Origin of the sequence: Kitasatospora sp. Root107, from assembly GCF_001424875.1 — a bacterium.
Classification (GTDB): domain Bacteria; phylum Actinomycetota; class Actinomycetes; order Streptomycetales; family Streptomycetaceae; genus Kitasatospora.
The window spans coordinates 223,612-238,703 of record NZ_LMCT01000004.1; the positions used below are offsets into that span (position 1 = coordinate 223,612).

The window sequence follows — 15,092 nt, forward strand, 5'->3', positions numbered from 1 at the left end:
CACCTTCGCTCGCTCTCGCCTCCCGTGGCAGGTCGAGCCGTGCCAGGGGGTGACGGACGGGGGTAGTGACAGGGCCCTCACCGGCGCCCAGGACGACGACGAGTCCCAGACAGACCATCCCGACCGCTCCTGCTGCCGACCGCCTCCGCCGAGCACCGTGGTCGGCGCAGCGCGTACGGACCGCATCCCCGCGCTGCGCGGGCGGTGAGGCATCCGCGACCCCGGACCCGTCGTCGTCAGCCCCAGGGCATCTCGCCCTTGACCACCTTGGGGCTGAGCTGTGCGGCGATACCGAAGCTCAACTCCGGGTAGTGCTTGAACAGTTCAGCCGTAGCCGTGTCACCGTCGGGTGTGGCGGCGACGATGTCGGCGAAGGTCTTCAGGTAGTCGCGAGTGTGCCGGATCGCCGAGATGTCGGCGGGTGCGCCCGGGGCACGGTGGCCGGGTACGACGAGACGGGGAGCATGGGCCTCCATCTCGTCCAACAGGCTGATCCAGGCGGCCTGTTGGGCATCGGTGGCGGTGTCGGCCACCCACACGTGCTGGCCGGAGAAGACCAGGACGCCGCCCAGCAGCCACCGGGTCTCGGGCTGGAACAGGTAGCCGTGCATCGGGAGTTCGGCGGGCTGTCCCTTGAGCTGGAAGACGTGACCCTCCAGTGAGATGTCCTGGGTCTGCGGCTGGAGGTCGACCAAACGGGTGGGCAGGTTGACGCCGGTGTCGGCCCAGGCCTTGAGCTTCCCCTCGTAGCTGTGCCTGATGTGGTCGAGCACGGTGGGGGTGGCGGTGAAGACGGCGTCGGGGAAGGCGTCGGCGATGACCTCGGCACCGAAGTAGAAGTCCGGGTCGCCGTGGCTGACGAACACCTGCTTCAGCGTCTTGCCGGAGTCCAGCACCGCGGCGGCGATCCGGTGTCCGTCGGCGCGGGTGAAGGCGGCGTCCACCAGCAGTGCGTCGGTCTCTCCCGTCACGAGCGTGGCGGTCTTGGCCTTCGCGCCGGCCGGGAAGTCGAGGTCGAGGATCGTGTGGTCGAGCGTGCTCATGCGGAGCTCCTTACGTTCACGAAGGATCGGGCCGGTGCATCGCGCCCGTGCGGCCAGTCTCATGGCCGGGCCCGGACCCGGCCAGCCGACCGGGAGGCCCTGCCACCGCCCGGAACGGCACTGCCGCGCAGGTGACGGCTGCCGCTGGGAGCCGCAGGACATCAGGCTGTAACGTGACCGGGTCGGCGGACAGCCGCCGGAGTGGTAGCGGGGCAGGCGGAGGGCGGGGACGGTGGGGCGACCCAGCAGGGCACTGCTGAGCAGGGAGATCATCGCCAGGGCGGCGCTCGCCGTGGTGGACGAGAGCGGCCCGGACGGCCTCACCATGCGGGCGCTGGCCGACCGGCTCGGGGTCAAGGCCGCCTCGCTCTACAACCACGTGGCCGGGAAGGACGAGCTGCTCGACTCGCTCGCCGAACTGGTCAACGCCGAGATCGACCTGACCCCGCTGGCGGACCCGCAGTGGCGGGCGGGCATCGCCGGGTACGCCCGGGGCTACCGCGCGGTCTTCCGTCGGCACCCGAACACGATCGCCCTGCTGGCCCGCCGTCGGGTCGAGGCAGACCGCCAACTGCTCGGGTACGAGGCGCTGTTGGCCGCACTCGGGCGGGCCGGTCTGGGACCGGCCGACGCGGCGGAGGCGGCGGCCGCGCTGGACTACCTGGTGCTCGGCTCCGCGCTGGAGACCTTCGTCGCCGGGTTCGCCCGTCCCGCCGAGGAGTACCGGCCTGACTACCCGTCACTGGCCGAGGCGCTGACGCAGTCGGCCGCGCGGGGCGGCGGGCTGGACGAGCGCGGTTTCGAACTGGCCCTCGGGCTGCTGCTGGACGGGCTTGCCGCCCGGGTCTGAGCAGGGTGTAGGCATGCGGAGGGCGGGCCCGGTCTCGTCCCCGGGCCCGCCCACGTCCCTTGCCGCCGCCTACTGCTGCTCGGCCTTCTCCGCCGCCACCTTGGCCCTGACCTCGTCCATGTCCAGCTCACGGGCCTTGCCGATCAGGTCCTCCAGCACCGGCGCGGGCAGCGCACCGGCCTGGGAGAAGACCAGCGTGCCGTCCCGGATGATCGCCAGGGTCGGGATCGACTGGATGTCGAAGGCCGCCGCCAGCTCCCGCTGCGCCTCGGTGTCGACCTTGGCGAAGACGATGTCGGAGTGGCGCTCGGCGGCCTTCTCGTAGACCGGCGCGAAGCGCACGCAGGGCCCGCACCAGCCGGCCCAGAAGTCGATGAAGACGAAGTTCTGGTCGTCCGCGCCTCCGATCACCTCGTCGAAGTTCTCGGCGGTCAGTTCGACGGTGCTCATATCGGCTTGCCTGCCCTTCTCGTCCGGCTGCGATCTGCGTCGGCGTCAACCAACCGGTCCGCCGAGCTATTCCAGCTGCCTAGTTGGTGGGTACGTAGTCGAAGCGGGGGGTGAGGGTGCCGAACATCGAGTCCGCCTTGAGGCCGTCGCCGAAGTACGCCTTGGTCAGTGCAGCGGAGTCCGAGGTGACGTGGAACGGCACCCGGTCCAGGGTGAAGCCGGTCAGGGTGGGCCGGCCGTTGGCGATCACCTCGGCCGGGGTGGTGTAGGCGATCAGCGTCTCCTCGCTGAGCGGCTGCCCGTTCACCTTGATGCCGGCCGAGTAGCCGGGCTGGGGCATGATCCGGATCCAGGTCGGCACCAGCTCCATGAAGGTCTGGCTGCTCTCCTGGTTCAGGGTGATCCCGCCGGGGTAGAAGATCCGGCCCTGCTCGTCCAGGTGGTCACCTGCGGTGGAGCCGATCGGCATGTCGAAGCCGTAGCCGTCCGGGTCCAGCGTGAACGGCGGGATCGCGCCGAGCTTGACGTCGTTGGCGATCAGCCACGCCTTGGTGCTGTCGCTGACCCGGACCTTGGCGCTGCCCCAGGGGGAGATGTAGATCCGGGAGGCGCGCTGCTCGGCGTCCTGAGCCACCGGAGCGGCGGCCTGCGCGGTCGGGGCCAGGGCGACCGGTGTGGCCAGGGCGAGGGCGGTGACGGCGATGGCGAGCTTGCGGAGAATGCGCACGTACGTGCTCCTGAAAGGTGAGTGGTCAGGGGAGGTAGCGGAAGGTGCCGGAGAGGACGCCGAACGGCTCCCCGGCCCGGAACGCGGTGCCGAGGGCCTCGTTGAGCGTGGCGGCGCCGACCTCGGTCAGCGTCAGCGGGACCTTCGCGGTCCGGACGCCGCCGAAGGTGAGGCCCCAGCCGGAGCCGAACGCGTCGCCCAGCGTGTACGAGCAGAACAGCTGCTCGGTCGGCGACTTGACGCCGTTCACCGCCAGGTACGAGGAGAGGCCGCGGTCCGGCCAGAACCGCAGCCAGAACTCGTCCATGGTCCAACTGCCGCTGGTCTGCGGGTTGGTGAGGGTCACCCCGCCCGGGTAGTAGACCCGGCCGAAGTTCTCCAGGTCGATGTAGTCGCCGGAGGTCGAGCCGATGTCGCTGATGATGCCCCGGTCGTCCGGCAGCGCGGTGACGGGAGCGATCGGCGTGACGGCCACCGCGTGCTCGACCAGCTGGGCCCGGAAGCTCGGGGCCCACTCGACCTGAGCGGTGCCCCACGGGGAGACGTACGGGCCGGGCGGGATACCTGCGGCCTGGGCGGAACCGGGGGTGACCACGGTCATCAGCAGGGCCGCGAAGAGCAGCGAGAAGAGCTGACGTAGTTTCATATGACTCCTTGGCTGGAGAGCAACTCGCCGACCGCAGCAGGTGGATGGGCATGCGGGCGCGCCGAACCAGGGGCCGATCGGCCCCGGTCGGAGGATGCGCTCGAAGGCTAGCGGTGATCGGGGGCGATCTGTGTACGCATGACGCTTGAGAGGTACGGCCTGCGGCCGAAGTTGGGCCACTCGGGGGAAATGCGCGACACGTCCGTGGGAGTCGGCGGGTGTGGAGTGCGTGAAGATCCACTCGGCCCTAGGTTTGCCCTGGCCGTCCGGGCACCGGGCTGCCTCATGCTGCCCAAAGTCCGTTCGTTGAACGGCACTTCGGCATGCCCACCGCGATCCCTGGAGCCGCCATGTCCGAATCCGCTGGTACCCGCCGCCCGAGTCGTCGACTGTTCCTCGGCGGCGCCGTCGCGACTCTGGCCGCCGCCTCACTGGGCGGCCCGCTGCTCGGCCGCGGCGAGGCGGGCGGGCACTTCGACTCGCCCGCCGTGCTGGCCGACGGGCAGGCGAACATCACCGACGTGTACGCCTTCACCAGCCCGGACGACCACGACCAGGTGACCATCGTGGTCGATGTCCAGCCCGGCCAACTCCCGGGCTCCGGACCGCTGAACTATCCCTTCGCCACCCGGGCCCGGTACGAGCTGCACCTCGACGGCCGGGGCACCGGGCAGCCGGACACCACCTACCGGTGGACCTTCCGGAACGAGGACCGGCGACTGTTCGGCGCCGGGCCGATCGCGGTCGGCCCGGTGCGCTCGCTCAGGGACAACTCACTGCTGTTCAAGCAGCGTTACACCCTGGAGCGGATCAGGGGCGGCCGGGTCGAGACGCTGATCTCGGACGGCACCGCCGCGCCCACCCACACCGGCCTGGCCCTGATGCCCGACTACGGCGCGCTGCGCAGCGAGGCCACCCGCAGCCTGCCCGGCGGCGGCCGGACGCTGGCGGGCCAGATCGCCGAGCCGTTCGTCGCCGACACCCGGGTGTTCGGCCTCTTCACGATCGGCACCATCGGTCCGGTGCCCGGCGCACTCCCCGCCGCCGGGCCGCTCTCCGCACTGAACGTCGGTGCGCTGGTGCTCCAGCTCCCCAAGCGCGAACTCGCTCTGAACGGTGACCCGGAGCGCAATCCGGTGGTGGGCATCTGGGCCACCGTCTCCCGCGAGGGCGCCGACCTCGCCCGTGACCTGCGGACCCAGGCCGCGACGTACCGGCAGATCGGCCGGCTGGGCAACCCGCACATCATGTTCGCACTCTGGGGCACCTTCGCCGGGCTCTCCCAGCCGGGCGGCCCGGAGGACCGGTTCAACACCAGGGCGGCCGAACTCGACGCGCAGGACCAGGAGTTCCTGGCCGCCGCGCTCGACCCGGCCCCGCCCCGCCGGATCGAGGCGGCTCAGGGATTCGCCGCACCGGCCGGGCCGCGCACCGACATCCGGGCGCTGTTCCTCGGCGGCATCGGCAAGGACAACGGATCCCGCTTCGGCCTCGACCTGAACACCCAGAGCATGAACGCCGACGCCGACCCGGCGGCTCTGCGCTGGGCCGACCAGCTGCGGCTCAACCTGACCACCCCGGTCAGCGCCGACCCGCACCCGTACGGTGTGCTCGACGGCGACCTCCAGGGCTACCCCAACGGCCGCCGCCTGAACGACGAGATCGACGTGCCGCTGCTGCGGATGCTGGAGGGCGAACCCTCCGACCGCTCGGCCGCGCACCTGCTGCCGCCGTCCTCCTTCAACTGGCAGCCCAAGCCCGCCTCGAACGTCTTCCCGTACGTCAACCTGCCGCACGCGGGCCCGTGACCCGTCGGCGCGCCGTCGCGGGCGCGGTCGGCGGCGGAGTGCTGGTGCTGGCCTGCGCGGCCGGACTGCTGGCGCTCGGGCCCGCCGGTCCGGCCACGCAGCCGGGCGCGGTCTCGGCGCCGCCACCGGCCGACCGGCTGGCGGCGGCCCGGCAGGCCGCCGGGCGGCGGCCGGGGGACGCCACCGCCTGGGCCGAGTTGGCCCTCGCGGCGGTGGACCGGGCCAGGACCACCCTGGACGGCGGTCAGCTGGCGGAGGCCGACCGGGCGCTGGCCCGCTCGCTCGGCCTGCGTCCGGAGCGCAACTACGAGGCCCAGGTCGGCTCAGGCCAGCTCGCCAACGCCCGCCACGAGTTCGCCACCGCAAGGGAGTTCGGCCTGCGGGCGACCACCATGGCCCCCGACCGGGCCGCCGGGTACGCGGTGCTGGCGGACGCCGAGCTCCAGCTCGGCCACCTCTCCGCCGCCACCGCCGCCACCCAGCGTCTGCTGGACCTGGCTCCCACCACGGCGGCGTACACCCGCGCCTCGTACGACCTGGAGACGCACGGGCGGACGGCGGAGGCGGTGCTCGCGCTGGAACGGGCCCTGGAGCTGGCGGTCACGCCGGGCGAACAGGCGTTCAGCGCACACCGGTTGGGCGATCTGGCGTGGGATCAGGGCCACCCCGAGCAGGCCGAGCAGCACTACCGGCACGCGCTGGCCGTGCAGCCGGACGACCACTTCGCCGCCTTCGGGCTGGCCCGCAGCGCCGCCGCGCTCGGCCGCACCGAGGAGGCACTGGGCCGGTACGGGGAGCTGGTGGCCCGGGTGCCGCAGCCGCAGTTCCTGCTGGAGTACGCCGAGTTGCAGCTGAACAGCGGACAGCAGGCCGAGGCTGCCGCCCAGTTGACTGCCCTGGCCGCCGAAGTCCGGCTGGCCACCGGCCCGCTCGACCTGCAACTGGCCCGCTACCTGGCCGACCACGGCGACCCGGCGGAGGCCGTCCGGCTGCTGACCGAGGAGTGGCAGCGGCGGCACAGCCCGCTGGTGGCCGAGGAGCTGGCCTGGGCCCTGCACCAGGCCGGGCGGGACCAGGAGGCGCTGCCGCACGCCAGGTTCGCCGCCGAGGCGGGCGGCGCCGGAGCGCTGGGCGCGTACCGCAGTGGTGTGATCGAGCACGCGCTCGGTCTGCCCGGTGCCGCCGAGCTGCTCCGTACTGCGCTGCGGCGCAACCCGTACTTCTCGGCCCGGTATGCCGCCCGCGCGCGGGAGTTGCTCGGCTGAGGCCGACGGCAGGTCAGCCCGGCAGGGTGACCGCCCGGCGCAGCACCAGGCCGAGCTGCCGGGCGTACAGCCGCTGCAGCAATGGCACGATCGGACCGGCCAGACGGGTGTACCAGCAGGCGGGGCGGCTGAACGCGGTGACGGTGAACCAGACCGCCTTGTCGGCGCCCATCGTCACGATGAACGACTCCTCGCCGCGCTCCGGGTGGGCCGCCAGGGTGCCGTAGGCGAAGCCGATCCGGTCCGGCTCCGCCACAGTCCAGACCACCTCGGCGGGTGCCTGGAACCGGAGCCGCCCGAGGCCGAGGCCGACCACCAGCCGGACGCCCGGCGCGGCGGTCTCGGCGTCGGCCTCGACGGTGGCCCCGGTACCCCGGTGCATCCGCCAGCCGGTCACCATCGCGCCCGCGGCCTCCAGCGCCTCGCGGCCGTGGCCGATCAGCACGTGGTGGCGGAGGTAGTGGTAGCCCTCGGGCAGCCGGTCGGGTTCGCGGGTGGCGCCGACCTCGGGGTAGTTGAAGGTGCTCATGGGGTCGGCTCCAGTCGTGGGTACGGCGGTGGCGGCGGCAGTGGTCATCGGGGCAGTTCCTTGAGCCGACGCCAGGCGAGCAGCGCGCAGAGGGCGAAGCCGAGCGCGTTGCCGAGGCCGTGGGTGGCGGCCATCCAGGTGAGGGTGGGGTGGGCCAGGCCGGTGGCCTCGCCCAGCGCCCACCAGAGGGCGAGCAGCATGGTGACCACCAGGACGGCGGCCGAGCAGCGCAGCAGCCGTCCGGTCAGCCGGTCGGCTGCTCGGCGGCTGAGATCCTGCCAGCTGAGCAACCCGACCAGCCACATCCCCGCGGTCAGGACGACGGCTCCGGCCAGTTCGGCCCAGTCGTCGACGAAGTACCCGGCCAGCACCAGCAGGGTGCCGACCGGGACGCTGAGCGCCGCGGCCCGGGCCAGTCCTGGCCGGCTCCGGACGGTGCGGCAGACCAGTCCGGCGACCAGGGCGGCGGTGAAGCCGGCGAAGTGGAAGTGCGGGACGGTGAGCGCCAGGATGTCGAGGTCGAAGCCGAACAGCCGGGTGCCCGAGCGTTCGGCGACCAGGGCGAGCCCGGCCACCGAGGGCGCGAGCAGCGCGGTGAGGGCCGCGAGCTCGGCGGGGGCGAGCGAGCGGGACCGGGCCAGCCGGACCGGCGCGAGTGCGGCCAGCGCGACGGTGGCGGCCGCGTAGACCGAGGCCAGTGCGGTGGCGGTGGCCCCGCGTGGCAGCCAGAGCGCCACCGCTCCCGGCAGTGCGGCCAGCGGCCAGAGCCGGGCCAGCGCGGCGCTGCCGGGGCCACCGAGTAGTCCGAGTCCGAGGGGCACCACGGCCAGCATGCCGAGCATCACGATCAGGTTGACCAGCGCGGTCACGGCGGCCGCCCCCTCTGTTGAACGCGTTCAAAGCTCTTCCGTCGCAGACTCTACGGCATCTCTGAACGCGTTCAATACCGGGTGGGAGTGGTCCGGAGCACACTGAGAGGAAGGAGGACGCCATGCCCAAGATCCCGCTCATCTGCCCCCGCTGCGGACGTCCTCAGCAGGTCGTTCCCGGCGGCTCCGACCGCCCGGTGAAGGTGGTGCACCGGGAGACCGGCCGGGAGGAGTGCGAACCCCGGCCGCACTGACGCTGGCTTACACCCCGCCGCCGGGCGCAGGCTGGAGGGACAGGATCTCGCAGGATCTCCCGGAGGCGGTGGTGACGATGACCCGGACACTCGTCGGCTGGCACGTCGAGCTGGAGTTCGCGGAGGAGGGCGACCGGACCAAGGCGGCCGCGCTGGTCCGACTGGCCGACGGCACCGAACTCAGGGCGCACGGCTTCAGCACCCGGCACCACGACGACCGCCCGCAGCTGCGGGTCGGCGAGGAGGTGGCGGGAGCCCGCGCGCTGAACGAGCTGGCGATGCTGCTGCTCACCAAGGCCCACGACGAACTGCGCGAGGGCTCCCGGCCCACCGACTACGCGATCAGCTGACGGACCACCCGGTCAGCCGAGGCCGACCCGGTCCAGCGGTACGGCCGGGTCGGCCAGCGCGTCCGGGTCCACCTGACGCCCGGAGCGGACCAGCTCGCGGATCGGGTCGGTCACGTCCCAGACGTTGACGTTCATCCCGGCCAGCACCCGCCCGCCGTCCAGCCAGAACGCGATGAACTCGCGGCCCGCCCGGTCGCCCCGGAAGACCACCCGGTCGAAGCCGTCCGGCTGCACGTAGCCGGTGTACTCCATGCCGAGCTCGTACTGGTCCGTGAAGAAGTACGGCACCCGGTCGTGCACCGCCTCCTGGCCGAGCATCGACCGGGCGGCGGTCCTCGGCTGGTGCAGGGCGTTGGCCCAGTGCTCGACCCGGATCGGGCGGCCGTACAGCGGGTGCAGGGCGTTGGCCACGTCCCCCGCCGCGTAGATGTCCGGCGCCGAGGTGGCCAGGTACTGGTCGGTGCGGATGCCGTTGTCGACGGTCAGCCCGGCCGCCTCGGCCAGCTCGGTGTTCGGGGTGATGCCGATGCCGACCACCACCGCGTCGGCCGGCACCAGCTCGCCGTCGGCCAGCCGGACGCCGTCCCCGGTCAGTTCGGTGACCTGCACGCCGAACCGCAGCTCGACGCCGTGTGCCCGGTGCAGCTCGGCGAACACCTGCGCCGCCTCCCGGCCCAGCACCCGCAGCAGCGGCAGCTCGGCCGCCTCCAGCACGGTCACCTCCGCCCCCGCCTCGCGGGCGGCGGCCGCCGTCTCCAGGCCGATCCAGCCCGCGCCGATCACCACGATCCGGGCGCCGGGGCGGATCGCCGCCTTGATCCGTTCGCTGTCCTGGACGGTCCGCAGGTACAGCACCTGCTCGCCGTCCGCGCCGGGCACGGTCAGGCGGCGCGGCGAGGAGCCGGTGGTGAGCAGCAGTTTGGCGTACCCGAGCCGGCTGCCGTCCGCCAGGCTGACGGTGTGTCCGGCCGGGTCGATCGCGGTGGCGACGGCGCCGAGCACCAGGTCCACGCGATGCTCGGCGTACCACTCGGCCGGATGGACGTAGATCTTCTCCCGCGCGGTCTTCCCCATCAGATAGCCCTTGGAGAGCGGCGGCCGCTCGTACGGTCGCTCGGTCTCCGCCCCGATCAGCGTGATCGACCCCTCGAAACCCTCCGCCCGCAGTGTCTCGACGGCCTTCGCCCCCGCCAGGCTCGCTCCCACGACGACGTACCCGGTCTTCATCGCGGCTCCTCTCGTCGGCCCCATCACACCCCGGAGATCTGCCCGCCGCGAGCCGAACCACCCCTGTCACGGCAGGTCGTCCTAGGCTGAGAGACGCCACGACCGGAAGGAAGGGCTCCGATGAGCGAGCAGACCGTGACCGTCCGATGTGTGCCGGCCGCACCGTGCTGGGTCAGTCTGATGGCCCGTGACCTGACGGTGGCCCAGGCGTTCTACGGGCCGTTGCTGGGGTGGTCGTTCCAGGCCGGCCAGCACGGGTTCGGGCCGTACGTCCGGGCGGTGCTGGACGGGGTGGAGGTGGCGGGGATCGGGGCCACCGAGGGGGAGTGGCAGCCGCCGGTCGCCTGGACCACCTACTTCGGTAGCGAGAGCGCGGACGACACCGCGGCCCGGATCAGGGAGCGCGGCGGCACGGTGGCGATCGGCCCGCTGACCTTCGACGCGGGGCGGATGGCGTTGGCCTCGGACCTGACCGGCGCGGCCTTCGGCGTCTGGGAGGGCGACCTCGGCTGCAACACCTGGGTCCGCTCGCCGGGAGCGCCGGTCTGGATCGAGCTGCGCACCGGTGACCCGTTCGAGGCAGCGCTGTTCTACGGCGAGGTGTTCCGCTGGGACGAGCGCGATCCGGACCGGTTCGAGGTGCGGTACGAGAACGAGCGGGTGGTGCTGCGGGCGGAGCACCGCAGCGTGGCCGCCCTGCGCCGGGCCGAGGACATCGGGGCGCACTGGGAGGTCTTCTTCTCGGTGACCGACACCGACCTGGCCGTCCGTCGGGCGGTGGAGCTCGGCGGCTCGGCAGAGGGCCCCGCCGTCGACACGCCGTACGGCAGGGTGGCCCGGCTGCGGGACGCCGAGGGCGGGCTGTTCTCGGTGATCACCCCGGTCTGAGTCCCGGTCCGAGTCAGTGGGTGCGGACCTGGGAGAACAACCGGTGCATCGCCTCGGCCAGCTCCTCCGGGCCGGTGACCGGGCGGTGGAACTCGAAGCGGGCGTCCAACACCCGGTCCTCGGCCAGCAGCCTGACGCGCAGTCCGAACCGGTCGAGTGACACCGGCCTGACCTCGTACCGGCCCGGGTCCGGCCAGGACCGCAGACCTGACGGGTGGTCAAGAGCCTGGGCGCCGAGCAGCGCGAGCTGGTCGGCGTGCGCCGAGGCAAGGTGCTGGAGGACGGTCGCCTCCTCGGCGGCCAGCGGGTCGGTCGCGGCGCGGCCGAAGCCGGTGAGGTCGACGCAGCAGTCGGCGCCCCAGAGGTCCTCGACCGAGAGGTGGTCCGGGTCGAAGCGGAGCAGTGCGTACTGCCCGGCGGGGCGGTACGGGAAGAGTCCGTCCAGCACCTCCGGTGCGGCCGGCCGCAGCGCGGTGAGGCGGCCGTGCACGGTGGCCCGGCCCCGGATCCGGTGCGGCATCGCGACCGGGGCGACGTCCACCGCCTCCAGCAGGCCGGCCACCTCCTCCTGGCGGGAGACCGAGGCGATCCGGCAGAGCGGGGAGTCGTGCTCGGCGAGCACGGCCAGGGCTCCGTCGGGGAGGACGGCGCAGCGCACCAGCGGCGGGATGCCGGGCCGGTTGGCCAGGTCGATCCCCGGTACGTCGAGGATCACCGAGGAGCCGAACTCCAGCAGGGTGCGGGCCCGTTCGGCGGGGGTGGGCACTGGTCCGGCCGGGCTGGGCAGGGCAGGGCTGTCGGACATCCGTCCTCCTCGGTAGGTAAGGTGAGCCTAACCTAAGGAGATGGAGGGTGGAAGCCCTTCCGGGGTCAGCCGGCCGCCCCCAGCATCCGCAGCACCAGGACGCCGTAGCGCCGGCCGAGCTCCTCGGGCGTCTCGCTGCTGCGCTCGGTGTACCAGCGCGAGACGTCGATGCCGAGCGAGGTGACCGCGCGGGCGGCGGTCCGGACGTCCTGGACCTCGAACGCGCCGGTCGCCACCCCGGCCTCGATGATCCGGCGGACGGTCTCCTCGATCCGCCGCCGCAGCTCGGCGACCACCGCGAAGTCGTCCTCCGGCAGGGCGTGCAGCTCGTGGTTCACGATCCGTCCGACCGTGTGGCCCCGGGCGTGCCAGCAGGTGAACTCCTCGACCAGTCGGCGCATCTGCTCCACCGGTGGCAGGTCGGCGGCGGCCGCCCGTTCGACCAGGTCCAGGGTGGCCTGGTGGCCGGTGCGGCTGATCTCCGAGAGCAGCGCCGACTTCGAGGAGTAGTGGATGTAGAGCGCGGCCGGGCTCATCCCGGCCGCGGTCGCGATGTCCCGGGTGGTGGTCGCGTGGTAGCCGCGCCGGGCGAAGGACTCGACCGCCGCGAGCAACAGCCGCCGGGCGGCCTCGGTGCGCTCGCCCATGCCGCCTGCGGGCCAGAGGTCGGCGGATGTTCGGTCGGTCATGCGGGCCATCCTCCCAGACGGTGCCGTAGGTCCCGGTGGGCGGTCGACGGCAAGTGGTTGACAGTGTGCGCGGCCGCTTGGATGCTAAGCAAGCGCTTAGTCAGCCCGGACTCCTGGGAACGCCCCGGACTGCTGGGTACTCCGTCGAGAGGGACTCGTGATGGCACCGTCGTTGAAGGGCCGGGTGGCCGTGGTCACCGGAGCCAGCCGGGGCATCGGCCTCGAAATCGCCCGGGAGCTGGTGGAGCGGGGCGCCAAGGTCTGCGTCACCGCGCGCAACGCCGAGCCGCTGGCCGACGCGGTCCGCGAACTCGGCGGCCCCGACCACGCGATCGCCGTGGCGGGCCGGGCCGACGACCCAGAGCACCAGGCCGAGACGGTGGCCCGGACGCTGGAGACCTTCGGTCGGCTTGACCACCTGGTCAACAACACCGGCATCAACCCGGTGTACGGCCAGATCCTGGACGTCAGCCCCGACCAGGCCGCCAAGATCCTCGGGGTCAACCTGCTGGCCCCGATGGCCTGGACGAAGCTCGCGTACGACGGGTGGATGCGCGAGAACGGCGGCGCGGTGGTCAACGTCGCCTCGCTGGCGGGCCTGCGGGCCGCGCCGGGGCTCGGCATGTACGCCGTCTCCAAGGCCGCGCTGATTCACCTGACGACCCAGCTCGCGTTCGAACTCGCCCCCGGCATCCGGGTCAACGCGGTCGCGCCCGCCATCGTCAAGACCAAGTTCGCCGAGGCCCTGTACGACGGCCGGGAGGAGCGGGTCGCGGCCGGCTACCCGCTCGGGCGGCTCGGCGTGCCGCAGGACATCGCCGGAGCGGTCGCCTTCCTGCTCTCCGAGGAGGCGGGCTGGATCACCGGCCAGACCCTGACGCTGGACGGCGGCGTCTCGCTGGCCGGCGGGCTGTGAGCCCCGCCGTCGCGAGCCTGGCCGGGCGTGGCGTGCTGGTGACCGGCGCCGGGCACGGCATCGGCGCCGCGCTGGCCACCGCCTTCGCCTCCGCCGGGGCCAGGGTGGTGGTCAACGACCTGGACGCCGGGGCCGCCCAGGCCGTCGCCGACTCGATCGGGGCGTACGCCCTGCCGGGTGACGCCGCCGACCCGACGGAGCTGATCGCCGCGGCCCGGGCGGAGCTCGGCGCGATCGACGTCTACTGCGCCAACGTGGGCGTCGGCACGGCGGGCGGCGCGGACGCGGGCCCGGCGGCCTGGGCCACGGCCTGGGACGTCAACGTGATGGCCCACGTCCGGGCGGCCGAACTGCTGCTCCCTGACTGGCTGGAGCGCGGCGAGGGCCGGTTCGTGGCGACCGTCTCGGCGGCCGGGCTGCTCACCATGCTCGGCTCCGCGCCGTACGCGGTCAGCAAGCACGGTGCGCTGGCCTTCGCCGAGTGGCTGGCCGCCAGCTACCGGCATCGGGGTGTCCGGGTGCACGCGGTCTGCCCGCAGGGCGTCCGGACCCGGATGCTCGAGGATTCCGGCCCGGCCGGTCAACTGCTACTGGCCGAGGGTGCGTTGGAGCCGTCGGCGGTGGCGGACGCGGTGCTGCGGGGAATCGCCGAGGAGCGCTTCCTGATCCTGCCGCACCCCGAGGTGGCCGACTACTACGCGACCCGGGCGACCGATCCCGACCGCTGGCTGGACGGCATGAACCGGCTCCAGCAGGCCCTTGAGAAGGAGTGATTCCCCATGATGCGGGCATGGCAGGTCGGTGAACTGGGCGAGCCCGGTGCAGTGATGCGGTTGGCGGAGGTGGAGCAACCATCGCCCGGGGCAGGGCAGTTGCTGGTCCGGGTACGGGCCGCCGCAGTGAACTTCCCGGACGCGCTGATGTGCCGTGGGCACTACCAGGTGCGGCCGCCGCTGCCGTTCACGCCCGGCGTGGAGCTGTGCGGCGAGGTGGTCGGCGGCGAGCGGTCCGGGGAGCGGGTGATCGGGACTCCGCTGCTGCCGGCCGGGGCGTTCGCCGAGTACGCGCTGATGGACGCGCGGACGGCGTTCGCGGCCCCGGCGGCGCTGGACGACGCGGAGGCGGCGGCGATGCACATCGCCTACCAGACCGCCTGGTTCGCCCTGCACCGCCGGGCCGCCCTGCGGGCCGGGGAGACCCTGCTGGTGCACGCGGCGGCCGGCGGGGTCGGCAGCGCGGCGGTCCAGCTCGGCAAGGCGGCCGGGGCGACGGTGATCGGTGTCGTGGGCGGGCCGGAGAAGGCGGTGGCGGCAAGGGAGTTGGGCGCCGATGTGGTGATCGACCGGCGCTCCGAGGATTTCGTGACGGTGGTCAAGGAGGTCACCGGCGGGCGCGGTGCCGACGTGGTCTTCGACCCGGTCGGCGGCGACGCGTACACCGGATCGGCGCGCTGCGTCGCCTTCGAGGGCCGGATCGTGGTGGTCGGCTTCGCCAGCGGCACCATCCCGACGCCCGGGTTGAACCACGCCCTGGTGAAGAACTACTCGGTGCTCGGCCTGCACTGGGGGCTCTACGGAGTACGCGAGCCGGCGGCCGTCCTGGCCGCCCACGCGGAGCTGACCGCGCTGGCCGGGAAGGGCGTGGTCCGGCCGCTGGTGAGCGAGCGGCTACCGCTCGAGGGCGCGGCGGACGGTGTCCAGCGGGTGGCGGACGGCACCACCACGGGGCGAGTGGTGGTCTTGCCGTGACCCCCGGGTCCGTGGCGGCGCACCGGGT

18 protein-coding genes are annotated in these 15,092 nt (G+C 73.1%); 9 read left to right on the forward strand and 9 right to left on the reverse strand.

Features of this window, described 5'->3' with window-relative positions; all coding sequences use genetic code 11:
* Window positions 1-236: 236 nt before the first annotated feature.
* The gene (locus tag ASC99_RS06190; protein WP_057229114.1) at window positions 237-1,043 is read right to left on the reverse strand and encodes an MBL fold metallo-hydrolase; all 807 of its coding nucleotides are present in this window, start codon (window positions 1,041-1,043) and stop codon (window positions 237-239) included.
* Window positions 1,044-1,275: 232 nt separating this feature from the next.
* On the opposite strand from ASC99_RS06190, the gene ASC99_RS06195 reads away from it, so the two are divergent.
* Complete coding sequence (locus ASC99_RS06195) at window positions 1,276-1,893, forward strand: TetR/AcrR family transcriptional regulator C-terminal domain-containing protein (protein WP_057229116.1); 618 nt, start codon at window positions 1,276-1,278, stop codon at window positions 1,891-1,893.
* A gap of 69 nt (window positions 1,894-1,962) precedes the next feature.
* Here the strand turns inward: ASC99_RS06195 and ASC99_RS06200 are convergent, their stop codons facing one another.
* From ASC99_RS06200 to ASC99_RS06210, 3 genes are all read right to left on the reverse strand, one after another.
* Window positions 1,963-2,343 carry a co-chaperone YbbN gene (locus ASC99_RS06200; RefSeq protein WP_057229118.1) on the reverse strand — a complete coding sequence of 127 codons (381 nt, stop codon included), beginning with the start codon at window positions 2,341-2,343 and terminating at the stop codon, window positions 1,963-1,965.
* A 79-nt stretch (window positions 2,344-2,422) separates the two neighbouring features.
* Window positions 2,423-3,070: a hypothetical protein gene (locus ASC99_RS06205; protein WP_057229120.1), complete on the reverse strand. Its 648-nt coding sequence runs from the start codon at window positions 3,068-3,070 to the stop codon at window positions 2,423-2,425.
* Window positions 3,071-3,095: 25 nt separating this feature from the next.
* Window positions 3,096-3,716 carry a hypothetical protein gene (locus ASC99_RS06210; protein ID WP_057229122.1) on the reverse strand — a complete coding sequence of 207 codons (621 nt, stop codon included), beginning with the start codon at window positions 3,714-3,716 and terminating at the stop codon, window positions 3,096-3,098.
* A 350-nt stretch (window positions 3,717-4,066) separates the two neighbouring features.
* On the opposite strand from ASC99_RS06210, the gene ASC99_RS06215 reads away from it, so the two are divergent.
* Both ASC99_RS06215 and ASC99_RS06220 read left to right on the forward strand, forming a co-directional pair.
* Window positions 4,067-5,524 carry a DUF4331 domain-containing protein gene (locus tag ASC99_RS06215; protein WP_057229124.1) on the forward strand — a complete coding sequence of 486 codons (1,458 nt, stop codon included), beginning with the start codon at window positions 4,067-4,069 and terminating at the stop codon, window positions 5,522-5,524.
* Window positions 5,521-6,789 (forward strand): lipopolysaccharide assembly protein LapB, encoded by a 1,269-nt coding sequence (locus ASC99_RS06220; protein ID WP_057229126.1) that lies wholly within the window; start codon window positions 5,521-5,523, stop codon window positions 6,787-6,789. Before ASC99_RS06215 ends, ASC99_RS06220 begins: the two co-directional genes overlap by 4 nt.
* A gap of 13 nt (window positions 6,790-6,802) precedes the next feature.
* Here the strand turns inward: ASC99_RS06220 and ASC99_RS06225 are convergent, their stop codons facing one another.
* Window positions 6,803-7,318, reverse strand: a complete 516-nt coding sequence (locus tag ASC99_RS06225; RefSeq protein ID WP_057229257.1) for a DUF1990 family protein — start codon at window positions 7,316-7,318, stop codon at window positions 6,803-6,805.
* Window positions 7,319-7,362: 44 nt separating this feature from the next.
* The gene (locus tag ASC99_RS06230; RefSeq protein ID WP_057229128.1) at window positions 7,363-8,187 is read right to left on the reverse strand and encodes a YndJ family protein; all 825 of its coding nucleotides are present in this window, start codon (window positions 8,185-8,187) and stop codon (window positions 7,363-7,365) included.
* A gap of 122 nt (window positions 8,188-8,309) precedes the next feature.
* Here ASC99_RS06230 and ASC99_RS41655 point away from each other — a divergent pair, with 122 nt between their 5' ends.
* The gene (locus ASC99_RS41655) at window positions 8,310-8,441 is read left to right on the forward strand and encodes a hypothetical protein (protein WP_255359221.1); all 132 of its coding nucleotides are present in this window, start codon (window positions 8,310-8,312) and stop codon (window positions 8,439-8,441) included.
* A gap of 77 nt (window positions 8,442-8,518) precedes the next feature.
* A complete protein-coding gene (locus tag ASC99_RS06235) occupies window positions 8,519-8,791 on the forward strand; it encodes a DUF1876 domain-containing protein (protein ID WP_057229259.1) in 273 nt (90 codons plus the stop codon).
* 12 nt (window positions 8,792-8,803) lie between these two features.
* On the opposite strand, the gene ASC99_RS06240 is transcribed toward ASC99_RS06235, so the two are convergent.
* The gene (locus ASC99_RS06240; protein ID WP_057229130.1) at window positions 8,804-10,018 is read right to left on the reverse strand and encodes an NAD(P)/FAD-dependent oxidoreductase; all 1,215 of its coding nucleotides are present in this window, start codon (window positions 10,016-10,018) and stop codon (window positions 8,804-8,806) included.
* A gap of 120 nt (window positions 10,019-10,138) precedes the next feature.
* Between ASC99_RS06240 and ASC99_RS06245 the strand changes: the two genes are divergently transcribed.
* A complete protein-coding gene (locus ASC99_RS06245; protein WP_057229132.1) occupies window positions 10,139-10,906 on the forward strand; it encodes a VOC family protein in 768 nt (255 codons plus the stop codon).
* Between the two features lie 13 nt (window positions 10,907-10,919).
* Here the strand turns inward: ASC99_RS06245 and ASC99_RS06250 are convergent, their stop codons facing one another.
* Together ASC99_RS06250 and ASC99_RS06255 are read right to left on the reverse strand one after the other, a co-directional pair.
* The gene (locus tag ASC99_RS06250; protein WP_057229134.1) at window positions 10,920-11,711 is read right to left on the reverse strand and encodes a DUF2470 domain-containing protein; all 792 of its coding nucleotides are present in this window, start codon (window positions 11,709-11,711) and stop codon (window positions 10,920-10,922) included.
* A gap of 65 nt (window positions 11,712-11,776) precedes the next feature.
* Entirely contained in the window at window positions 11,777-12,400 is a 624-nt protein-coding gene (locus ASC99_RS06255) for a TetR/AcrR family transcriptional regulator (protein WP_057229136.1), read from the reverse strand.
* A 160-nt stretch (window positions 12,401-12,560) separates the two neighbouring features.
* Here ASC99_RS06255 and ASC99_RS06260 point away from each other — a divergent pair, with 160 nt between their 5' ends.
* The 3 genes from ASC99_RS06260 to ASC99_RS06270 are packed head-to-tail and all read left to right on the forward strand — an operon-like array spanning window position 12,561 to window position 15,064.
* Window positions 12,561-13,316, forward strand: a complete 756-nt coding sequence (locus ASC99_RS06260) for an SDR family oxidoreductase (protein WP_057229138.1) — start codon at window positions 12,561-12,563, stop codon at window positions 13,314-13,316.
* Window positions 13,313-14,089 (forward strand): SDR family oxidoreductase, encoded by a 777-nt coding sequence (locus ASC99_RS06265; RefSeq protein WP_057229140.1) that lies wholly within the window; start codon window positions 13,313-13,315, stop codon window positions 14,087-14,089. The genes ASC99_RS06260 and ASC99_RS06265 overlap by 4 nt, the downstream gene beginning before the upstream one ends.
* Before the next feature lie 9 nt (window positions 14,090-14,098).
* Window positions 14,099-15,064, forward strand: coding sequence for an NADPH:quinone oxidoreductase family protein (locus ASC99_RS06270; RefSeq protein ID WP_057229261.1), 966 nt, complete (start codon window positions 14,099-14,101; stop codon window positions 15,062-15,064).
* Window positions 15,065-15,092: the final 28 nt, after the last annotated feature.

What these genes read in the sequence shown, in the direction of transcription:
- ASC99_RS06210 (WP_057229122.1), bottom strand. Translation starts at nt 3,716, where the DNA reads ATGAAACTACGTCAGCTCTTCTCGCTGCTCTTCGCGGCCCTGCTGATG.
- ASC99_RS06190 (WP_057229114.1), bottom strand. Translation starts at nt 1,043, where the DNA reads ATGAGCACGCTCGACCACACGATCCTCGACCTCGACTTCCCGGCCGGC.
- ASC99_RS06270 (WP_057229261.1), top strand. Translation starts at nt 14,099, where the DNA reads ATGCGGGCATGGCAGGTCGGTGAACTGGGCGAGCCCGGTGCAGTGATG.
- ASC99_RS06200 (WP_057229118.1), bottom strand. Translation starts at nt 2,343, where the DNA reads ATGAGCACCGTCGAACTGACCGCCGAGAACTTCGACGAGGTGATCGGA.
- ASC99_RS06245 (WP_057229132.1), top strand. Translation starts at nt 10,139, where the DNA reads ATGAGCGAGCAGACCGTGACCGTCCGATGTGTGCCGGCCGCACCGTGC.
- ASC99_RS06225 (WP_057229257.1), bottom strand. Translation starts at nt 7,318, where the DNA reads ATGAGCACCTTCAACTACCCCGAGGTCGGCGCCACCCGCGAACCCGAC.
- ASC99_RS06240 (WP_057229130.1), bottom strand. Translation starts at nt 10,018, where the DNA reads ATGAAGACCGGGTACGTCGTCGTGGGAGCGAGCCTGGCGGGGGCGAAG.
- ASC99_RS41655 (WP_255359221.1), top strand. Translation starts at nt 8,310, where the DNA reads ATGCCCAAGATCCCGCTCATCTGCCCCCGCTGCGGACGTCCTCAGCAG.
- ASC99_RS06215 (WP_057229124.1), top strand. Translation starts at nt 4,067, where the DNA reads ATGTCCGAATCCGCTGGTACCCGCCGCCCGAGTCGTCGACTGTTCCTC.
- ASC99_RS06235 (WP_057229259.1), top strand. Translation starts at nt 8,519, where the DNA reads ATGACCCGGACACTCGTCGGCTGGCACGTCGAGCTGGAGTTCGCGGAG.
- ASC99_RS06255 (WP_057229136.1), bottom strand. Translation starts at nt 12,400, where the DNA reads ATGACCGACCGAACATCCGCCGACCTCTGGCCCGCAGGCGGCATGGGC.
- ASC99_RS06260 (WP_057229138.1), top strand. Translation starts at nt 12,561, where the DNA reads ATGGCACCGTCGTTGAAGGGCCGGGTGGCCGTGGTCACCGGAGCCAGC.
- ASC99_RS06250 (WP_057229134.1), bottom strand. Translation starts at nt 11,711, where the DNA reads ATGTCCGACAGCCCTGCCCTGCCCAGCCCGGCCGGACCAGTGCCCACC.